The organism is Enterococcus sp. DIV0806c, assembly GCF_051710905.1.
GTDB classification, from domain to species: domain Bacteria; phylum Bacillota; class Bacilli; order Lactobacillales; family Enterococcaceae; genus Enterococcus_B; species Enterococcus_B mundtii.
In genome coordinates, this window is record NZ_JBIOLO010000001.1 from 1,358,025 (window position 1) to 1,374,186 (window position 16,162).

The following is a 16,162-nucleotide window of genomic DNA, read 5'->3' on the forward strand; positions in this document are numbered from 1 at the left end:
TTCCATACATTGATTGATCAATTAAACATACATAAAAACTGTGACGTACTGCTTACAACAAAATTATGATAGACATAATAAAAAAGGAGGTCATTTATGAAACGAAAACCGATCAAGAAGAGCCAAATCGTACTGATCATCACTGGCATATGCCTATTATGGATTGGAGGAACAATGTATATGGACCATTTGAAGTTAGAAGAAGAAATGATTCAAGTTGTGAATAGTGAAGAAGCAAAAAAAGTTTTGGAAACAGGGCTAAAAAATCTAGATCCTAATGCGTTGACATCTGAAGGAGTAATAAAAAATTATAAAATTGATTATGAAAATATCAAGAGAAATCCAATGGGTGGGATTAGTGTACCCCTAATTATTAATGATAATGATAAGCTACTTATTTCCAACCTCCTAAGTCGCAATTTGGCAAATGGCAAGCTAGGTGAGCTAAAAATTGGTAGCTCAAATACTACCTATGAACTACATGAATTATTGAAAAAAGGAGCGGAAGATAGTGAAGAATAGTGATGAAGAAAAGGTTGAAATAGCCAAGCAACAATACGAAGCTTTACATCTAAAAGGAGAACTCTTTATAAATACTAATAAAGAGTTCATCGGTTACGTCTCCCACATCAACAGTAAAATCACCGGCGAACAATCCTTTATCATCACCGACAAATATGTTCCGTTGTCAGCACCGCTTAGCGAAAGGGAAAGCGTAAAAGAAGTCACGGTTTTATATCGTGGTTCGTCGTTTGATTCTTCATTGGATGCCAAATTAGATTGGCAGTACAATAATATTTTTACAGCTTTTCAGGTAATCAATGGTGGTGGGGCAGCAGCGATGCCTCAGCTTCAATCTTCTGCGACAACATTACAACAAACATTGGAAGCTTATCCAAATGCTGAATTTAATGTATATGGTCATTCTTTAGGATCAATGAATGCGCAATATGCGTTAGCGAGTATTTCTTCAAGTGATGCGGATCGTGTTTATGGCTATGTGTATCAGGGACCGAATATCTATGAGGTATTAACGCCTGAGCAAAAACGGCAAGCGGATTATTTGACCGAAGAGTATCGTCTTTTGAATTACATTGACTCAAAAGACTTAGTTGCGATTGGTTATGGGGAAGGCAAAAAGGCCGTTGGGCAGATCGTTTATCCACTATCTGAACGGCTGGGCTTGAGACGCACGATCGATCAACATATGTGGGGAGGTTACCAATTTGAGGAAGATGGTGCTTTATTAACAACGAATGGCAGTGGCACCGTATTAGCAGAGTATCAAAGACGATTGAAAAAAAGATCAATTGCTAGTATTAAAGGTGAATGGAGTGGACAAACAGGTGGAATGTCGGCAGCTAAAGAAGTTTACCTGGATGCAGTTCAAGCGAAAAGCATTGTTTCAGGAATGAAGACAGTGATTGATGAAAAAATCACTGAACTGATGACGGTCTATCAAACAGGCATCGATCAGGCGAATCAACTGTGGCAAGATACAATCGCTAATGCGCGTTCATATGGAAGCAATCTTACAGAGATGGAACAGCTAGAGGCGTTAGAGCAAGGAGGGGTGACTCGACAACACGTACTAATCGAACCAGTCATCGACTATGAAGCGGCGTTGAATCAACTTCGCTCGATCAAATCAAGTTACGAAGATCTGATCTACCAAATCAATCAGACGATCGATCAGCAAATACAATTGGATAGTGAATTAGCGAGCCAATTCAAGAAAGGAACATTTTAGTGATGGCTAATAATGAGTCGAAAGAAATGAAAAAAATCGAAGAAGATTATTGGCACAAGAAAGATGAATTAGAGAATAAAATAGCGGATCTTGAAGCAGAAAAACGTTCATTTACACGCTACTTAGATCAATTAGGAGAAAAAATCCCTTTGACACAACGAACATTTTCAGACGGAGGAACGATTGATCCTCGTATCGCGTATCGTTTGATCAATGATGCAAGCGAAGAAGGGCAATATCTTGTACGTAAAGCATTATATAGGATTGAAGATGAATTAGCAGAAAATCAGCAAAACTATCAGTCAGCTAAATTAAATCATAAAAATCAATAAATGGAAGGGAAAGATAGCAATGTTTGATGAGCAAATAAAGGGACTAGAAAAAGCATTGATTTCTTGGTTTATTGCTAGTCATAGCCGTGCCAGTTCAGATACAAAAAAGAAAACGATCCAAGTCACGCGAGATCTCACGAACCAAGAGTTAAAAGATAGAACAAAACAGTATACCGATCGTTTAACTGATGCGGCAAAAGGAGAATGGGTCGATCAGGCAATGAGCGTGGTGAAAGACATAACAAAAGCTTTTAGTTAGAAAATTTAAAAGTCTCTGGGACATTCGACCTCTCGCACCACATAAAAAATGCTTAAAAGGTTGGAGCAAAAGCAACCTTTTCGAAAAATAAGGCGCAATCCATAAAAATATGAAAAACAATTTTCGTGGATTGCGCCTTATTTCTTGAGGCTAAACACTTCTGTCCCGACCGCGATTGAGAAGTTATTTACGTTTCAATCTTTCAAGGAAAAAGTCTTCCAATACACCGCCTAGCACAAAGATGAGCCAAGAGTAAGCCCAGCTTCGGGTCATAAAGGACCAAACCATGTAAACGATGAAGATGCCCGGCCAGTATAAACGTTCAAATAAACGAATCGTTTCCGCTGAGTCGCCATACATATGTTGAGACGCACGTGGTCCTGGCTCGTCTTCATCTGAGATAAAGAACGTGCCTTCTGCCACTTTTGAAAACCAAGTATAGATGATGCTGACATAGACGATAAAGAAGACGCCGAGTGCCACGGAAGCAAAGAAAAGTAATAAAGCGAATCCAATCGGTAAGCCAAAGGCTCTATTCGTCAAGATAGGTGTGACCGAAAGAATACATAAAATGATACCGAAAACTAATCCTACTCGAAAACTTTTCGCATAGGCTTCTGTTTGTTGTCTTGCTTCGATTTTTACTTGCTGTGAATAGGGACGATCATTTAGTTTCTTCTTACTAGCTGAATAGCTCAAACTTGTAGTAATAATCAAACCAACGCCTAAAGCAATCAGAAGAAACATTGCCAGAAAACCGAGAATCTCACTAATACTATTAGCAAAAAATACGAGCATTCCCACAGCTAAGATACAACTAGCAATTCCAGTTGAAAGAAAAAGGGAGAAACGACGGACTTGGTTCCAAAATGAAATCACTTCATCGAGTTCAATCTCGTTTTCCCAGACTTCTTCGCCAAAAGAGGACCGAGAAAGTTCCAATTCTTGGAGGATCTCATCAATAGAACCAAATTCACTGATGACTGCGCCAATGGCTTCATGCTCTGATTTTCCTTCTTCTAATAATCCGTGATACTGATCTTCCATGATTGCCAATAGGTCTTCTTTGGCTTTTTTTGTTTCAGGTGTATTCGGTACATTTAAAAATAAACTATCTAGATAATCCTTAATGGTTTTCATGTTTCTCCTCCTTGTAGAAAACGGTCAACAACGATTTTTGTTTGCTGCCACTCGTCTTTTTTTTCTTCTAATAATTTCTTCCCAGCACTACTGATTCGGTAATACGTTCGTTTCTTGCCATGGGTGACTTCGCCAGGATAAGAAAGGATCAGCCCTTGCTTTTCTAGGCGTGTAAACGCGGAGTATAAGGTTGTTTCCTTGATGATATACATTGAATCAGTTCCCTCGCGAATCTGTTTAGAGATTTCGTACCCGTAGGAATCTTCTTTGGAAAGAATCGATAAGATGATGGCATCATTATACCCACGAATTGCATCACTTGATATCACTCGATCGCCTCCTTCATAATTACTACATCTGTCGTAATAATTATAAAACAATTACTACGACAGGTAAAGTAAATAAAATGAATTACTTAGAATTCAGTCTTAGGTCTGAGTCTTTTTGGTAGAAATCGATCACTAGAGACAATACATGTAGAAATGTAGCAATGTTCAGTCTAGATGTTTATTTCTTTTAGTCTCATTTGAGCTTTTATGAGTGATTTGGTACAATTGATATAAATATAGTGAAAAGGAGGGACATATGTAATGGACAGCTTGACTAAAATAACAGAAGCAGATAATTATTCTAGATATCATATTAGCTTTAGTCATGCAATTATTTTTGTATTTTCTATGCAAGGCATCAGTGCGCTTAAAAATAGAAAAATCAATCAAAAATAAATGACCATTCAATATGTTTATTCCATTTTTAGCTAAGTACCAAATAAATGAAATAACAACAGGTCATGAATTTTTTCATGGCTTTTTTGATTGGTCTTAAGGAGCGAGAAAATGTATATTCAAGCCAATAAGATCAGTAAAAATTATAGTGGAGTACCTCTTTTTGAAAATTTGAGTTGCACACTCAATAAGCAAGACAAAATCGGATTGATCGGACAAAATGGAACTGGGAAAACAACTCTTCTTCAAATGTTGATCGGGTCTGAAGGTGTTGATGAAGGGACAGTTAGTAGGAAAAAAGGGCTGTCGATTGGTTACATTCCACAGAAAATGGAAAATGGCTCAATCGCTACTTTTGACTATGTGTATCAGAGCTTCAAAGACATCCAAGAATTGCAAACACAACTCAATTACTATGAAGAAAAAATGTGTATCGCAACGGAAGATCTGGACCATATCATGAAAGTATATGGTGACTTGCAGCAACGATTTGAGATGATGGGCGGATATGGATTAGAAGATCGGATCACGAGTGTTTTGAAAGGATTAGATCTTGCAGAACAAATTGAAACACCCCTTGATCAATTAAGTGGAGGCGAACGTATTCGAGTAGAATTAGCCAAAGTATTATTACAAGAAAATGATGTCCTTCTATTAGATGAGCCAACCAATCATCTTGATCTCGACTCCGTACAATGGTTAGAAGAATATCTGAGATTGACAAATTGTGCGTTCCTCGTGATTTCCCATGATCGTGCGTTCCTTGACAATGTAGTCAAAAAAATCATAGAGATCGAGGATGGTCAGATCATCGAATATTCGGGAAATTATAGTCGTTACATGATGTTGAAGAAACGACGGATACAGGAACTTCAAAAAAATCATGAACTTCAGCAAAAAGAAATCAAACGATTGAAAGTAATGATACGACGCTATCGCCAATGGGGGAATGAAGGAGACAACGAAGCATTCTTTAAAAAAGCAAAAGAAATCGAGCGTAGATTAGAAAAAATGATACTGATAAATGCGCCTAAGGACCCCCGCAAAAAACTAACTACAATCAGTCAAGAAGATCTGTCGGGGAAAGAAGTGTTGGTTGCCAAAAATATAAAGAAAACAGTAGGTAAAAAATGTTTGTTTTCAGATAGCTCTTTTATGGTCTATCGTGGTGAGCGGATCGCCCTATTAGGTAAGAATGGTTCTGGTAAATCAACGCTATTGAAAGTAGTGATGGGGGAAATAGGAGTAGATGAAGGGGTTATTAAAACTGGCGCAAGTCTGTCAATTGGCTATTTACCTCAACGCTTAACGTTTGATCAACCAGAACAACGGATATTGAATTATGCTAAATACCTGATACCCGATGAACAGAAAGCACGACAAGTATTAGCGAATTTTGGATTCTTCAGTGGAGATGTCGCTAAAAGGATCAAAGATCTTTCTGGAGGAGAGCAAGTAAGGCTGTACCTCTTGAAACTATTCCAAAAGAAAATCAATGTATTGATCTTAGATGAGCCTACGAATCACTTAGATATCTATGTAAGAGAAGAAATCGAAGAATTATTGTCTACATTTACCGGTACCATTTTAGCAGTTACTCATGATCGCTATTTCTTGCGAAAGAATTTTGATCAGATATTGTTAGTGGAAAATGAAAAAATCGAAAAGCTGTTGTATGAGGATCATTCATTTTAGATCAAAGAAGTATATAAAAAAAGTAGTAAGCTCAGCGATGTGTGAGCTTACTACTATTTTTTTGCTGTTGCGCTTACCAATCATTTAGCTGGTTTGCGATGAGCATATCAATGATCCATTACATTGCGATGAACCAGTAACCGATCAAGATGATCCCTAGAATGATACGATACCAACCGAAAACAGTAAAGTCATTACGTTTCAAGTAGTTGATCAGGAACTTGATCGCAAAAATCGATACGACAAATGAAACGACAGTACCCACTAAAAGAATAACTGTTTCTTCCATTTGGAAACTGTTACCATCAGCAAGGTATTTCACGATCTTTAATCCACTGGCACCAAACATCACTGGAATGCCAAGGAAAAATGAGAACTCAGTTGCAACGAAGCGGGATGCACCAATCAGGATTGCTCCAAGGATCGTAGCGCCGGAGCGTGAAGTCCCTGGGATCAAAGCCAAGACTTGGAAAGCCCCAATCAGAATCGCTGCTTGGAAAGTCAAATCATTCAGGTTTGACCAACGAGGTGTTTTATTTTTGTTTCGCTTTTCAACAATGATAAAGCCGATACCATAAACAATCAAGGCGATCGCTACTGGTAAAAATTTATAAAAATGGGCATCTAACCAATCGTCCAATAATAAACCAATAATAGCTGCTGGCACACAAGCAACAAGTACTTTTGACCATAAAACCCACGTATCTTTTTTCTCGATCGAGGATTTACTAGGCGCAAAAGGGTTCAACTTGTGGAAATACAAAACAACGACGGCTAAGATCGCTCCTAATTGGATCACGACATTGAACATCGACATGAATTGTGAACTCGCATCAAGCTTGATAAATTCATCTGCTAAGATCAAATGTCCTGTACTACTGATTGGCAGCCACTCTGTGATTCCTTCAATGATTCCTAGAATCGCTGCTTTTATGATATTTGCAAAAAACATAAATTCCTTCCTTCCCAATTAAAATACAACATTTAGTATACCGTTCTTTGTTTCCAAAGCCAAATTGTTTCTTTGAGATTAAAACAAAAATAAAGGAGTTCAAAAAAAGTACATTGAAATCAAAAGACTTCAATGCACTTATTCAACGAGTCATCACATAAAGGATTCTCTTGTTTGTTGCTTTCCTTGTTCGATATAGCTTGTGTCATTGACACTTTCAATTGAAAAACGACCATTTTTATAGGTTACTTTTGTGACACTACCATTTAACAAACCAGCACGAACTGGTTGAGAAGGATCGATCAAGCTAAGAAGAAAAGCAATCGTTAGGCCGTGGGAGACGACTAAAACATTGCCACCATTGTTCTTCTCACACTGATGAGCGATATCTTCAAAACCTGACCAGACACGTTCTTTTAATTCTGCATAAGGTTGCGCCCAGCCAGCAGTATCCGTCTCATAGATGGCATTAGCGATTTGTTCAAAGGTAACATCTGTGGTGAACATCTCATCGTATGTTTGAAAATTTAGTACGCGAGGAATGACACCCCACATCTCCATATCGTAGCCACCTTCTAGCGAACCAAAACACCATTCACGAATCCGTTTATCAATAAAGTAAGGAATTTCTTTTCCTTTTGTATGTTCGCTTAAAATGATCCGTGCCGTTTCGATTGCTCGGCCACTGTCGCTTGAATAGGCGTAAGAAAAATCGATATCTTTTAGACCTTTACCTAAAAAATGGATACCTTCTTGTCCTTGTTTCGTCAATGGTGTGTCACACCAGCCTTGCACACGTTCAATCGTATTGAACATTGTTTTACCATGACGGACGATATACAGGGTTGTTTCACTCATGTTGAACGACCTCCTAAGTTTGATTAAGCGTTAAAAAATGGGTTTGTTTTTTTCTCGTGTTCAATCGTTGTTGGTTCTCCATGGCCAGGATAGACCACAAATTCATTTGGTAGAACAAAAAGTTGTGTCGTGATGCTATAGAGTAACTGCTCTAAATTACCGGTGTAGAGATCTGTGCGACCGATACTCCCTTTAAAGAGTGCGTCTCCAGATATCACGAAGTCATCGAAAATAAAGCTAACACTGCCGGCTGAATGACCAGGTGTTGGAACGACTTCAAATGACATATTCCCAAGACGGTATTGTTTCATTTCAAATTCATATTCCGCAGGAGAAACGATGATATTATCCATATCATCATGGCGACCAAGTCCTGAGAGATTCAAGATGGGATCTCCAAGCCATTCTTGTTCTAATGGACTGACATAGACAGGGATGTCATAGGTATTTCTCAATGCTTCGACAGCGCCAATGTGGTCGTAATGCGTATGCGTTAGTAAAATAGCGACAGGTTGTTGCTGGGTCTTCTTGATTTGTTCTTGGATCATTTCAGCGTCAGCACCTGGATCAATGATCAGAAGCGCTTCGTCGTTGTAGACAAGGTAACAGTTTTCCTCGATTGTTCCAGTTTTCAATTGTAAAACATGCATAAAAGGAAACCTCCAACTTTTAAAAATTTCTTTCTTCTATCGTTCGATATAAGTATAACGCAAATAGAGATCAGAAACAAAAGTGTCTACTTTTATAACAGTAGTTATCTGAATTGTCAGATTATATGAAAAGTGTTTAAAAATTTTAAACGGAAGAATAGAAAATTTTCATTGATTTTTCATTTAGTCTTGTTACATTGAGTGTATCCAAAAATCCAAATTCTATATCCTATATCCCTGCTTATCCGAGCAGGGTGTTTTTGTTTTTTGCGAAACGGTCTATTTTGCGGTACTCTAATACAAGAAGGAGGCGACCAGGGTGAAAAAATCTAAAATATCCGTCCGTCACTTAGTCGAGTTCATCTTGCGTCGCGGAAGTATCGATAATCGAAAGAAAAGTAATCATACCGCCTTAGAAGGTGCAAAAATCCACCGCAAGCTCCAAAAAGAAGCAGGCGAAGAGTATCAAAAAGAAGTGTTCTTACAAACCAGTGTACAGCTTGATCCTTATGAACTGATCGTTGAAGGACGAGCAGATGGTATCTTCAAAAAAGATGGGGTGTACCACATCGACGAAATCAAAACGTCAGAACCACGCTTTGAAGATTTAGAACCCGAACAAGTCGAATTGTTTTTTCATCAAGCAAGAGTGTACGCCTATATTTATAGTCAAGAAAACAACTTAGAGGAGATCAACCTCCAGCTCACTTATTATCAAACCACAGAAGAAGTAATCACACAGAAAGTGGAACATCAGACGAGAGAACAACTGGAAGTGTTTTTTAAAAAACTGACCGAGGATTACCAAGAGTGGCTGATTTTTCAGGAAAATTGGCGTACTGTACGTAATGCCTCATTGATGGCGCTAAAGTTTCCATACGAAGAGTATCGTAAAGGACAAAGGGAACTGGCAGTTGCTGCCTATAAAACGATCCGGACAAAACAAAAGCTGTTCGCAGAAGCCCCCACTGGTACTGGAAAAACGATCTCTACATTATTTCCAGCCTTAAAGGCGATTGGAGAAGATGAAGGAGAACGTATTTTTTACTTAACCGCGAAAACTATTACGAGACAGGTGGCTGAAGATGCGTTAACAGCGTTAAAAGATGTTGGGGCTGAGACAAAAAGTGTGACCTTGACAGCGAAAGATAAGATTTGCTTCTTAGATGAGACAACGTGTAATCCCGACCAATGCCCTTATGCAAATGGCTATTATAATCGAATCAACGAGGGGCTATGGGATTTATTGAACCACGAAAACCAGATCACTCGTGAGGTGATTGAGAAATATGCCAAGAAACATACTTTATGCCCATTTGAACTCTCTTTAGATGTCAGCTTATGGTGTGACGTGATCATCGGAGATTACAACTATCTTTTCGACCCAACGGTTTACTTGAGACGATTTTTTGATGAAGAGAAAAATGAAGATCATCTTTTCTTGATCGATGAGGCACACAATTTAGTCAATCGTTCAAGAGAAATGTATTCTGCTGAGTTATCTTATGGGAAAGCACGTAAGGTCTATGGAGAGATCCCAAAGGAATTTAAAAAACTACGTCGTCGATGGAATCGTCTTCTAAAAGCTTTTGATCAGATTCAAGAAATTGCTCTTGAAGAAGGATGGAACTATCATCATCAAAAAGCCCCAGCAGATTCATTGATCAATGCAGGGTTTCAACTCGGTGAATTTATTCAAGAATGGTTGGCTGAATATCCTGAGCATCCGATGCAAGAGCAAATTTTAGGATTTTATTTTGACTTGAATCATTTTTTAAAAATCAGTGAATTCTATGACGATCACTATGAAACAACTGTAGAGAAAAGTTACCATGATTTGATCGTGAAGCAATTTTGCATCGATCCTAGTTTATTTTTAGAACAATCGTTGAATAAAGGGCGGAGTAGCCTTTTGTTTTCCGCGAGTTTTTCACCACTTTCTTATTATCAAGAAACATTAGGGGGCAAAGAGAGTTTAGCGTATCGCTTACCTAGTCCATTCCCAATTGAGAATCAACAAGTACTTATAGCAAGTTATCTTGAAACGACGTATCGCAAAAGAGAGCAGAGTATACCACGTTTAGTAGAAACGATTCAACGTTTCATTCAAGGGAAGACGGGCAATTATATGATTTTCTTTCCTTCCTATCAATATCTGGACCAAGTCGCCGAAGTGTTCAAAGAAACTTACCCTTCGACTCGCACACTTATCCAAGGAACCAAGTTGAATGAGCAAGAACGAGAAGATTTCTTAGCAGAATTTATAGTCGAACCGCAAGAAACATTAGTCGGCTTTTGTGTACTTGGCGGCATTTTTTCAGAAGGAATCGATCTACGCGGATCACGCTTGATTGGTAGTATGATCGTGGGTGTTGGCTTACCACAAATGAATCATGAGCAAGAGTTGATCAAATCTTACTATGATGAAAAAGAACAGCTAGGTTTTGCTTATGCTTACCAGTTACCAGGAATGAATAAAGTATTGCAAGCAGCTGGGCGAGTAATCAGAGATATGGAAGATCAAGGCATTGTGCTTTTAGCCGATCAACGCTTTGCCTCATCAAATTATCGTAAACTTTTCCCGCCACATTGGCACGAAGCAAAAGAAGTTCGGACAGTTGAGGCATTATCACAAACTATCCATCAGTTTTGGCAAGACCACTAAAAAAGGACGAAGCAAAATGCTTGTCCTTTTTTGATGATATCTCAATAGTACCCATGAACTAACGGTAGTTCGTAAATTGCAATTCAATCGGCAAGTCTAGTTTTCGTAAAAGTGCAATCACTGCTTGGAGGTCATCACGATTCTTACCAGTTACGCGGATCTGGTCTTCTTGGATCTGTGTTTTCACTTTTAGTTTTTCATTTTTGATCGCTGTCGTGATCTTCTTACCATTATCTCGGTCGATCCCATTGACTAGATCAGCAGACTGGCGCGCTTTACCACCTAAAGCGTGTTCCGTTTCAGAAAAGTGGATATTTTTGATTGGCACATTGCGTTTATTCAATTTTCCAAACAAAACATCTTTGATTTGTTCGATTTTAAATTCATCATCACTTAACACAACTAATTTATTTGTATTCTCTAACTTGATCTCAACCGTTGAATCCTTGAAATCGAAACGGTTAGTTAATTCTTTCGTGGTTTGTTGGATTGCATTTTTTACTTCTTCAACAGATACTTCTGAAATGATATCGAAACTTGCATCTTTTGCCATAATGTCCTCCTCGTTCATTCGGTTTTCTTTTATTGTAGCATAGGCTTATTTTTTTTGTGACAACTTTACTAAAATTCTTCTCATTTAAGTAGTCGCTATTTTATTTTCTGGAAGAAACTGTTATTCTTACATTTGGAATAAACTTGAAAAGGAGAGGTGCTTGTGAGCAGATTCATGACTGTCTATCAAAGAAACGAAAATCTTAAGAAAATAGTGGTTATCTTGATGACCGGTTTGTCTGCAGCGGTGGCATTGAATTATTTTTTGATTCCAGCCAACGTCTTTTCTGCAGGAATGAACGGGATCGCCCAAATCATTGCTTCACTATTATCTGAATGGGTCCATATAGATGTCGATACTGGAACGTTTATTTTTCTATTGAATATCCCTGTATTTATACTAGGCTTTCTAAAAGTCGGAAAACGCGCAACTGTACTTAGTTTCATCAACGTTGTTTGTGTGTCAGTCATGACGACAGTTTTACCGACAGGACAGGTAACAGATAATATACTAATGAATGCATTAGTCGGTGGTGTTTTACTTGGCGTCGGCGTCGGTATTTCTCTAAAAATGGGTTTTACGACTGGTGGAATGGACATCATTTCATTGGTTCTTTCTCAAACGACAGGGAAAACCGTAGGAAACTATATGCTGATTTTAAATGGTATTATCGTCGTAGCAGCAGGCTTCCTTTTTAATTGGGAAAGTGCTTTGTATACGATCATCTCGATCTATGCAATGACTCAAGTCATCGATGCGATCCATACGAGTCACCAAAAAGTGACCGCCATGATTGTCACTGTGAAACCAGAAGAGGTGACTGCTGAAATTGCGCAACGCATGGTTCGGGGGATGACTCTCTTACCTTCAGTTGGTGGATATTCAAAACGTGAAGGAAAAATGATCATGATGGTCATCACACGTTACGAAATGTATGATCTTGATCAAATCGTCCATGAGATCGACGAAGATGCGTTCATCAATATTTTACCAACGCATTCCGTTTTTGGTCGCTTTGCCAATGAGAACGAACAAAAAATGTATCGTTCAACAGGGGTTCTTCCTGAAATCAAACATGCATCTAAAAAGGCGAAAAGCAAATAAAAAAGGGATAGACAAACAAATCTACCCCCTTGTTTGTCACCTTTGAACCGAATAACTGGTGGAAAAAGAAGTAAATTCTTAGGAACTAAGAGGATCTATAAAAAATTTGAAAAACAATTTGCGTAGCTGTTACCTTAGTTCTTGAAGTGAAAGACTTCTGTCCAGACCTTGCTAGTCAAATGAATATTTACAAACCCCTTAAAAAAAGGTATGATAAACAAAAATTGTGAGAAGGAGAATCCGAAGAATGAGTGAACAAAAATGGTCTGCTGAAGAAGTAGATGAAATCAAAGAGCGAATTCTCACCGCGTTAGAAATGGTGATTGACCCAGAACTAGGAATCGATATCGTGAACCTAGGTTTGATCTATGAAATCGAATTTGACCCTGAAAATGGAGATACCGTTGTTAAAATGACTTTGACAACGATGGGCTGTCCGTTAGCTGATATCTTGACTGAATCGATCCATGATGCACTAAAAGAAGTGCCAGAAGTGTCGAAAGCAGAAGTCAAATTAGTCTGGTATCCCGCTTGGACAACCGATAAAATGAGTCGTTATGCACGAATTGCGCTTGGGATTCGTTAGGTAATGGTTCTTTAGAAGGTAGATCGGATCTGTAATATAACGAATGATGAAGTAAACGTTGAACTCTTTAACCAACTTTTTTGAAAAGTTGATTAAAGAGTTTTTTATTATGAAAAATGTTGGGTTAGTTGAACGATACAGACGAAAATTAGCAAACTTTAATGTAATCGAAAATAAATAAATTAGTACGTTTTTACTTTTACAAACGATATAATAGTTATAGTAGCTATTCTCATGATCAATTTTGATGTAAAAACCTGTACATAGAACGGGTAGGTTGTTAACTTATAAAATTTTTGGTTACTTTAGAAAGGTTGGATTAAAATGATTTCTCAAAAAGACAATCAAGCAATTGTATTTAGTATTTCAATAGGATCAGGTTGTTATCGGCACATTAGTGTGTCAACAGATGAGACACTTGAAGATTTTGCTGAAATTATCTTGGATTCATTTGATTTTATCAATGATCACGCACATGCATTTTTTATGGACAATTCTGCTTGGAGTGGAAATAAATGTTACTACATGGCAGAAGTTGACATGGGACACGAATACCTTCATACCTGTGACTATAAACTTTATCAACTCGGTCTGAAAAAAGGAGATAAATTCAAGTTTGTCTTTGATTTTGGTGATGATTGGAGATTTCAATGCAAAGTGTTACGTGTCATTGAAGATGATGAAGGAGGCTATGAAGTATTAAAAAGTGTGGGAGAACCACCTGAACAATATTTCAATTTTTTTGAGTGATTTCTAATAAACGCCAAAAGAGTGAATATGAGTGATTATGTTTCAAAATCGTTGAATCTTTTTTTGTCTTAGATAGTACTACTATAAGGATGAAAGTGAATAAAACAGTTCAAAAAAAAATCATTTTGTTTTTTACTAATTATGTGACACTTTTTAGTTTAGAGGTAACCAAATTTTAAATGGAAGATGACAGAAATGTTTATCCGATCAATGAAACTCTGCTTAAAATTTTAAGTATCGTTAGGGATAACGTGTGTACTTTGTATGTAACGTATTTAAATTACTGCGAAGAAATAATATAATCTATCATGTAGTTAATAATAATAAGGAGTCGGTATTTATGGCAAACATAAGTTTGGAACGTCCAATTATTTTATCTAATGAAGATGTCAAAATTATTGAAAATACCCATCCTACAAAAAAATTCTATGACTTATTAGAAAAGAAATCTAGTGATCGTATTAGTAACAAGGATCAAGTACCTAATTGGATGAGAAAAAAATAATATGGACTATACTGTGATTTCATTAAGTAAAAAGATCAAAATGCTGGTTGAAGTAATTAAAGAAGAGGAAATTGAGATTGGAAATAAAGCTTTTAGAAAGAAGGTAAGAGAACGCTTTTCGAACTTTGTAGAATCTTCTTTTTTTTTGTGGAAACAATTCAGAAATGACTGAATTTTAAAACATGATGCCATACAAAAAGAGCTTTATCATGCGACAAGGACGTACTTGATTTTTCAAGACGAAACACAAGAACATCTCTTAGGTTTTTTTACGTTAGCAATCAAAGATTTAGATATTAGCAAGCTTGAAATAAAAGAGAAAAAGAAATTAGTATTTAACGGAAAATCGCCGAGTAAGGTAGGTGTTGCACCCTCTTATCTAATTGCTCATGTTGCAAAGAATGATTATTTTTCTAAAGAATTTTCAGGAGTAAAAATCATTGAAGAAGCTTTATTTATTGTTGACGATGTTAGAAGATCAATTGGTGGAAAATTAATAATACTTGATAGTATTTGTATTCCTAAGGTAATGGATTTATATAAACAATTTGGATTTCGTGAAATTGGAGAAACATTTACATCACAAATTGGACAAGAGTTGCAGTTGATGGTGCTTTCAATGCCTAACTCATTTGATTGATAAATAAATACGTAGAAATTAATTAAGAGTACATCATTTTTTATGATAGCTTCTCTCTTCTAGACGAATTTTTTTGATTACATATAGCTTGTTTGTTTATCGATATAAAAATAAATAAGAAATAGGATCTTAGACTCTCTTAGCGATCAATTAAAAAATTGATAAGAGAGTCTTTTATTCAATGAATGGACTTGATGCAATGCCTAATTAAATATTTTGATTATAAGTAAAAGTAACTCAATCTTGTAAATTCACTTATTACGTATTCCCATCCATGTACTTTTCCAAATACTCGATCTTTGCTAGATCCTTATGATTATTTTTATCTGCACGGTAACTATCTTTAGCGGAACGTTGATAGACTTTCAAATATTGTTCCGCTGTAGGTAAGTAAAAGGAACAGTCGTCGATCCTGATTAGAGATAGTTCATTAAGTGGAATATCTGCAAAGGCGAGAAGACTGTCCATACTGCCAAATTGGATGGTATAAGAATCTTTAGCAAATTCATGTTCGTGTAAATCAACTAGTTGGTAACTCAACGTTTCCATGATTTTTACGATGCTTTGCCAATTGTGCAAGCGATCTTCATCGGGTGCTTCCCAACCACGGGGATCGCCAGGAACATGGATGTCAATGTCTCTTGGTTGCCAGTCGATATCTGTTAAGTAAGACAAGCCTAATGAACCTAGTAGTAGCGGAGTAATCTGTTGCTTGTTTAATTTTTGCGTGATCAATAAAAATTCTTTGAAATAAAGTTCCATGGATTTTCTCCTTTTCTTTGGTTGCATTTATTGTAACAAAGTGGATGTCTAATTTTCCATTTCATCCTGAAAACAAAACTAGATTCTCTCAAAAAGTGAGTCTAGTTTTTTTATTTCTTGTATTCAAGAAGTGAAGTTGGGGAGTAACTATAAATTTAACTGTAGGAGTTGTAAAAAAATGAGTGTGAAAGGCTTAGTTTTCCTGTTTTTGGTATACTTGATTTACTATCAATCAG

The 16,162-nt window shown here is 37.0% G+C and carries 19 protein-coding genes; 12 read left to right on the forward strand and 7 right to left on the reverse strand.

The features are described 5' to 3' along the window. Nucleotides 1-96: 96 nt before the first annotated feature. The 4 genes from IGK77_RS06540 to IGK77_RS06555 are packed head-to-tail and all read left to right on the forward strand — an operon-like array spanning nt 97 to nt 2,341. On the forward strand, nt 97-522 hold the full coding sequence (locus IGK77_RS06540) for a DUF1310 family protein (protein WP_074799695.1): 426 nt from the start codon (nt 97-99) through the stop codon (nt 520-522). Continuing rightward, entirely contained in the window at nt 512-1,750 is a 1,239-nt protein-coding gene (locus IGK77_RS06545) for a hypothetical protein (RefSeq protein ID WP_081355921.1), read from the forward strand. The genes IGK77_RS06540 and IGK77_RS06545 overlap by 11 nt, the downstream gene beginning before the upstream one ends. A 2-nt stretch (nt 1,751-1,752) precedes the next feature. Beyond that, complete coding sequence (locus tag IGK77_RS06550) at nt 1,753-2,082, forward strand: hypothetical protein (protein ID WP_074799693.1); 330 nt, start codon at nt 1,753-1,755, stop codon at nt 2,080-2,082. Between the two features lie 19 nt (nt 2,083-2,101). After that, nucleotides 2,102-2,341 carry a hypothetical protein gene (locus tag IGK77_RS06555; protein WP_071867109.1) on the forward strand — a complete coding sequence of 80 codons (240 nt, stop codon included), beginning with the start codon at nt 2,102-2,104 and terminating at the stop codon, nt 2,339-2,341. Between the two features lie 183 nt (nt 2,342-2,524). Here IGK77_RS06555 and IGK77_RS06560 read toward each other — a convergent pair whose 3' ends face one another. Both IGK77_RS06560 and IGK77_RS06565 read right to left on the reverse strand, forming a co-directional pair. Next, the gene (locus IGK77_RS06560) at nt 2,525-3,481 is read right to left on the reverse strand and encodes a permease prefix domain 1-containing protein (RefSeq protein WP_071867108.1); all 957 of its coding nucleotides are present in this window, start codon (nt 3,479-3,481) and stop codon (nt 2,525-2,527) included. Next, nucleotides 3,478-3,810, reverse strand: a complete 333-nt coding sequence (locus tag IGK77_RS06565; protein WP_019723123.1) for a PadR family transcriptional regulator — start codon at nt 3,808-3,810, stop codon at nt 3,478-3,480. The genes IGK77_RS06560 and IGK77_RS06565 overlap by 4 nt, the downstream gene beginning before the upstream one ends. A 261-nt stretch (nt 3,811-4,071) precedes the next feature. Between IGK77_RS06565 and IGK77_RS06570 the strand changes: the two genes are divergently transcribed. Beyond that, nucleotides 4,072-4,206 carry a hypothetical protein gene (locus IGK77_RS06570; protein WP_256209265.1) on the forward strand — a complete coding sequence of 45 codons (135 nt, stop codon included), beginning with the start codon at nt 4,072-4,074 and terminating at the stop codon, nt 4,204-4,206. 111 nt (nt 4,207-4,317) lie between these two features. Beyond that, nucleotides 4,318-5,901, forward strand: a complete 1,584-nt coding sequence (gene abc-f / locus IGK77_RS06575) for a ribosomal protection-like ABC-F family protein (RefSeq protein ID WP_074799692.1) — start codon at nt 4,318-4,320, stop codon at nt 5,899-5,901. 118 nt (nt 5,902-6,019) lie between these two features. Here the strand turns inward: abc-f and IGK77_RS06580 are convergent, their stop codons facing one another. The 3 genes from IGK77_RS06580 to IGK77_RS06590 all read right to left on the reverse strand — a co-directional run bounded on the left by IGK77_RS06580 (nt 6,020) and on the right by IGK77_RS06590 (nt 8,361). After that, nucleotides 6,020-6,853, reverse strand: a complete 834-nt coding sequence (locus tag IGK77_RS06580; RefSeq protein ID WP_071867106.1) for an undecaprenyl-diphosphate phosphatase — start codon at nt 6,851-6,853, stop codon at nt 6,020-6,022. Between the two features lie 153 nt (nt 6,854-7,006). After that, entirely contained in the window at nt 7,007-7,711 is a 705-nt protein-coding gene (locus tag IGK77_RS06585; RefSeq protein WP_074799691.1) for a histidine phosphatase family protein, read from the reverse strand. Nucleotides 7,712-7,734: 23 nt separating this feature from the next. Beyond that, a complete protein-coding gene (locus IGK77_RS06590) occupies nt 7,735-8,361 on the reverse strand; it encodes an MBL fold metallo-hydrolase (RefSeq protein ID WP_010735633.1) in 627 nt (208 codons plus the stop codon). Between the two features lie 319 nt (nt 8,362-8,680). Between IGK77_RS06590 and IGK77_RS06595 the strand changes: the two genes are divergently transcribed. Beyond that, entirely contained in the window at nt 8,681-11,026 is a 2,346-nt protein-coding gene (locus tag IGK77_RS06595) for an ATP-dependent DNA helicase (RefSeq protein WP_272018207.1), read from the forward strand. 58 nt (nt 11,027-11,084) lie between these two features. On the opposite strand, the gene IGK77_RS06600 is transcribed toward IGK77_RS06595, so the two are convergent. Further along, the gene (locus IGK77_RS06600; RefSeq protein ID WP_019723741.1) at nt 11,085-11,579 is read right to left on the reverse strand and encodes a YajQ family cyclic di-GMP-binding protein; all 495 of its coding nucleotides are present in this window, start codon (nt 11,577-11,579) and stop codon (nt 11,085-11,087) included. Nucleotides 11,580-11,753: 174 nt separating this feature from the next. Here IGK77_RS06600 and IGK77_RS06605 point away from each other — a divergent pair, with 174 nt between their 5' ends. The 5 genes from IGK77_RS06605 to IGK77_RS06625 all read left to right on the forward strand — a co-directional run bounded on the left by IGK77_RS06605 (nt 11,754) and on the right by IGK77_RS06625 (nt 15,164). Beyond that, nucleotides 11,754-12,683 carry a YitT family protein gene (locus IGK77_RS06605; protein ID WP_034691361.1) on the forward strand — a complete coding sequence of 310 codons (930 nt, stop codon included), beginning with the start codon at nt 11,754-11,756 and terminating at the stop codon, nt 12,681-12,683. A gap of 247 nt (nt 12,684-12,930) precedes the next feature. Then, the gene (locus IGK77_RS06610) at nt 12,931-13,269 is read left to right on the forward strand and encodes a metal-sulfur cluster assembly factor (RefSeq protein ID WP_019723739.1); all 339 of its coding nucleotides are present in this window, start codon (nt 12,931-12,933) and stop codon (nt 13,267-13,269) included. A 324-nt stretch (nt 13,270-13,593) separates the two neighbouring features. Continuing rightward, nucleotides 13,594-14,019 carry an IS1096 element passenger TnpR family protein gene (locus tag IGK77_RS06615; RefSeq protein ID WP_081308350.1) on the forward strand — a complete coding sequence of 142 codons (426 nt, stop codon included), beginning with the start codon at nt 13,594-13,596 and terminating at the stop codon, nt 14,017-14,019. A gap of 340 nt (nt 14,020-14,359) precedes the next feature. Continuing rightward, the gene (locus IGK77_RS06620) at nt 14,360-14,524 is read left to right on the forward strand and encodes a hypothetical protein (RefSeq protein WP_019723294.1); all 165 of its coding nucleotides are present in this window, start codon (nt 14,360-14,362) and stop codon (nt 14,522-14,524) included. Nucleotides 14,525-14,750: 226 nt separating this feature from the next. Further along, nucleotides 14,751-15,164, forward strand: coding sequence for a hypothetical protein (locus IGK77_RS06625; RefSeq protein ID WP_074799689.1), 414 nt, complete (start codon nt 14,751-14,753; stop codon nt 15,162-15,164). 258 nt (nt 15,165-15,422) lie between these two features. Here the strand turns inward: IGK77_RS06625 and IGK77_RS06630 are convergent, their stop codons facing one another. Continuing rightward, nucleotides 15,423-15,926, reverse strand: a complete 504-nt coding sequence (locus tag IGK77_RS06630) for a phosphoribosylanthranilate isomerase (RefSeq protein ID WP_074799688.1) — start codon at nt 15,924-15,926, stop codon at nt 15,423-15,425. Between the last annotated feature and the right edge of the window lie 236 nt (nt 15,927-16,162).

What these genes read in the sequence shown, in the direction of transcription:
- IGK77_RS06540 (WP_074799695.1), top strand. Translation starts at nt 97, where the DNA reads ATGAAACGAAAACCGATCAAGAAGAGCCAAATCGTACTGATCATCACT.
- IGK77_RS06550 (WP_074799693.1), top strand. Translation starts at nt 1,753, where the DNA reads ATGGCTAATAATGAGTCGAAAGAAATGAAAAAAATCGAAGAAGATTAT.
- IGK77_RS06555 (WP_071867109.1), top strand. Translation starts at nt 2,102, where the DNA reads ATGTTTGATGAGCAAATAAAGGGACTAGAAAAAGCATTGATTTCTTGG.
- IGK77_RS06560 (WP_071867108.1), bottom strand. Translation starts at nt 3,481, where the DNA reads ATGAAAACCATTAAGGATTATCTAGATAGTTTATTTTTAAATGTACCG.
- IGK77_RS06570 (WP_256209265.1), top strand. Translation starts at nt 4,072, where the DNA reads ATGGACAGCTTGACTAAAATAACAGAAGCAGATAATTATTCTAGATAT.
- abc-f (WP_074799692.1), top strand. Translation starts at nt 4,318, where the DNA reads ATGTATATTCAAGCCAATAAGATCAGTAAAAATTATAGTGGAGTACCT.
- IGK77_RS06580 (WP_071867106.1), bottom strand. Translation starts at nt 6,853, where the DNA reads ATGTTTTTTGCAAATATCATAAAAGCAGCGATTCTAGGAATCATTGAA.
- IGK77_RS06585 (WP_074799691.1), bottom strand. Translation starts at nt 7,711, where the DNA reads ATGAGTGAAACAACCCTGTATATCGTCCGTCATGGTAAAACAATGTTC.
- IGK77_RS06590 (WP_010735633.1), bottom strand. Translation starts at nt 8,361, where the DNA reads ATGCATGTTTTACAATTGAAAACTGGAACAATCGAGGAAAACTGTTAC.
- IGK77_RS06600 (WP_019723741.1), bottom strand. Translation starts at nt 11,579, where the DNA reads ATGGCAAAAGATGCAAGTTTCGATATCATTTCAGAAGTATCTGTTGAA.
- IGK77_RS06605 (WP_034691361.1), top strand. Translation starts at nt 11,754, where the DNA reads ATGACTGTCTATCAAAGAAACGAAAATCTTAAGAAAATAGTGGTTATC.
- IGK77_RS06610 (WP_019723739.1), top strand. Translation starts at nt 12,931, where the DNA reads ATGAGTGAACAAAAATGGTCTGCTGAAGAAGTAGATGAAATCAAAGAG.
- IGK77_RS06615 (WP_081308350.1), top strand. Translation starts at nt 13,594, where the DNA reads ATGATTTCTCAAAAAGACAATCAAGCAATTGTATTTAGTATTTCAATA.
- IGK77_RS06620 (WP_019723294.1), top strand. Translation starts at nt 14,360, where the DNA reads ATGGCAAACATAAGTTTGGAACGTCCAATTATTTTATCTAATGAAGAT.
- IGK77_RS06630 (WP_074799688.1), bottom strand. Translation starts at nt 15,926, where the DNA reads ATGGAACTTTATTTCAAAGAATTTTTATTGATCACGCAAAAATTAAAC.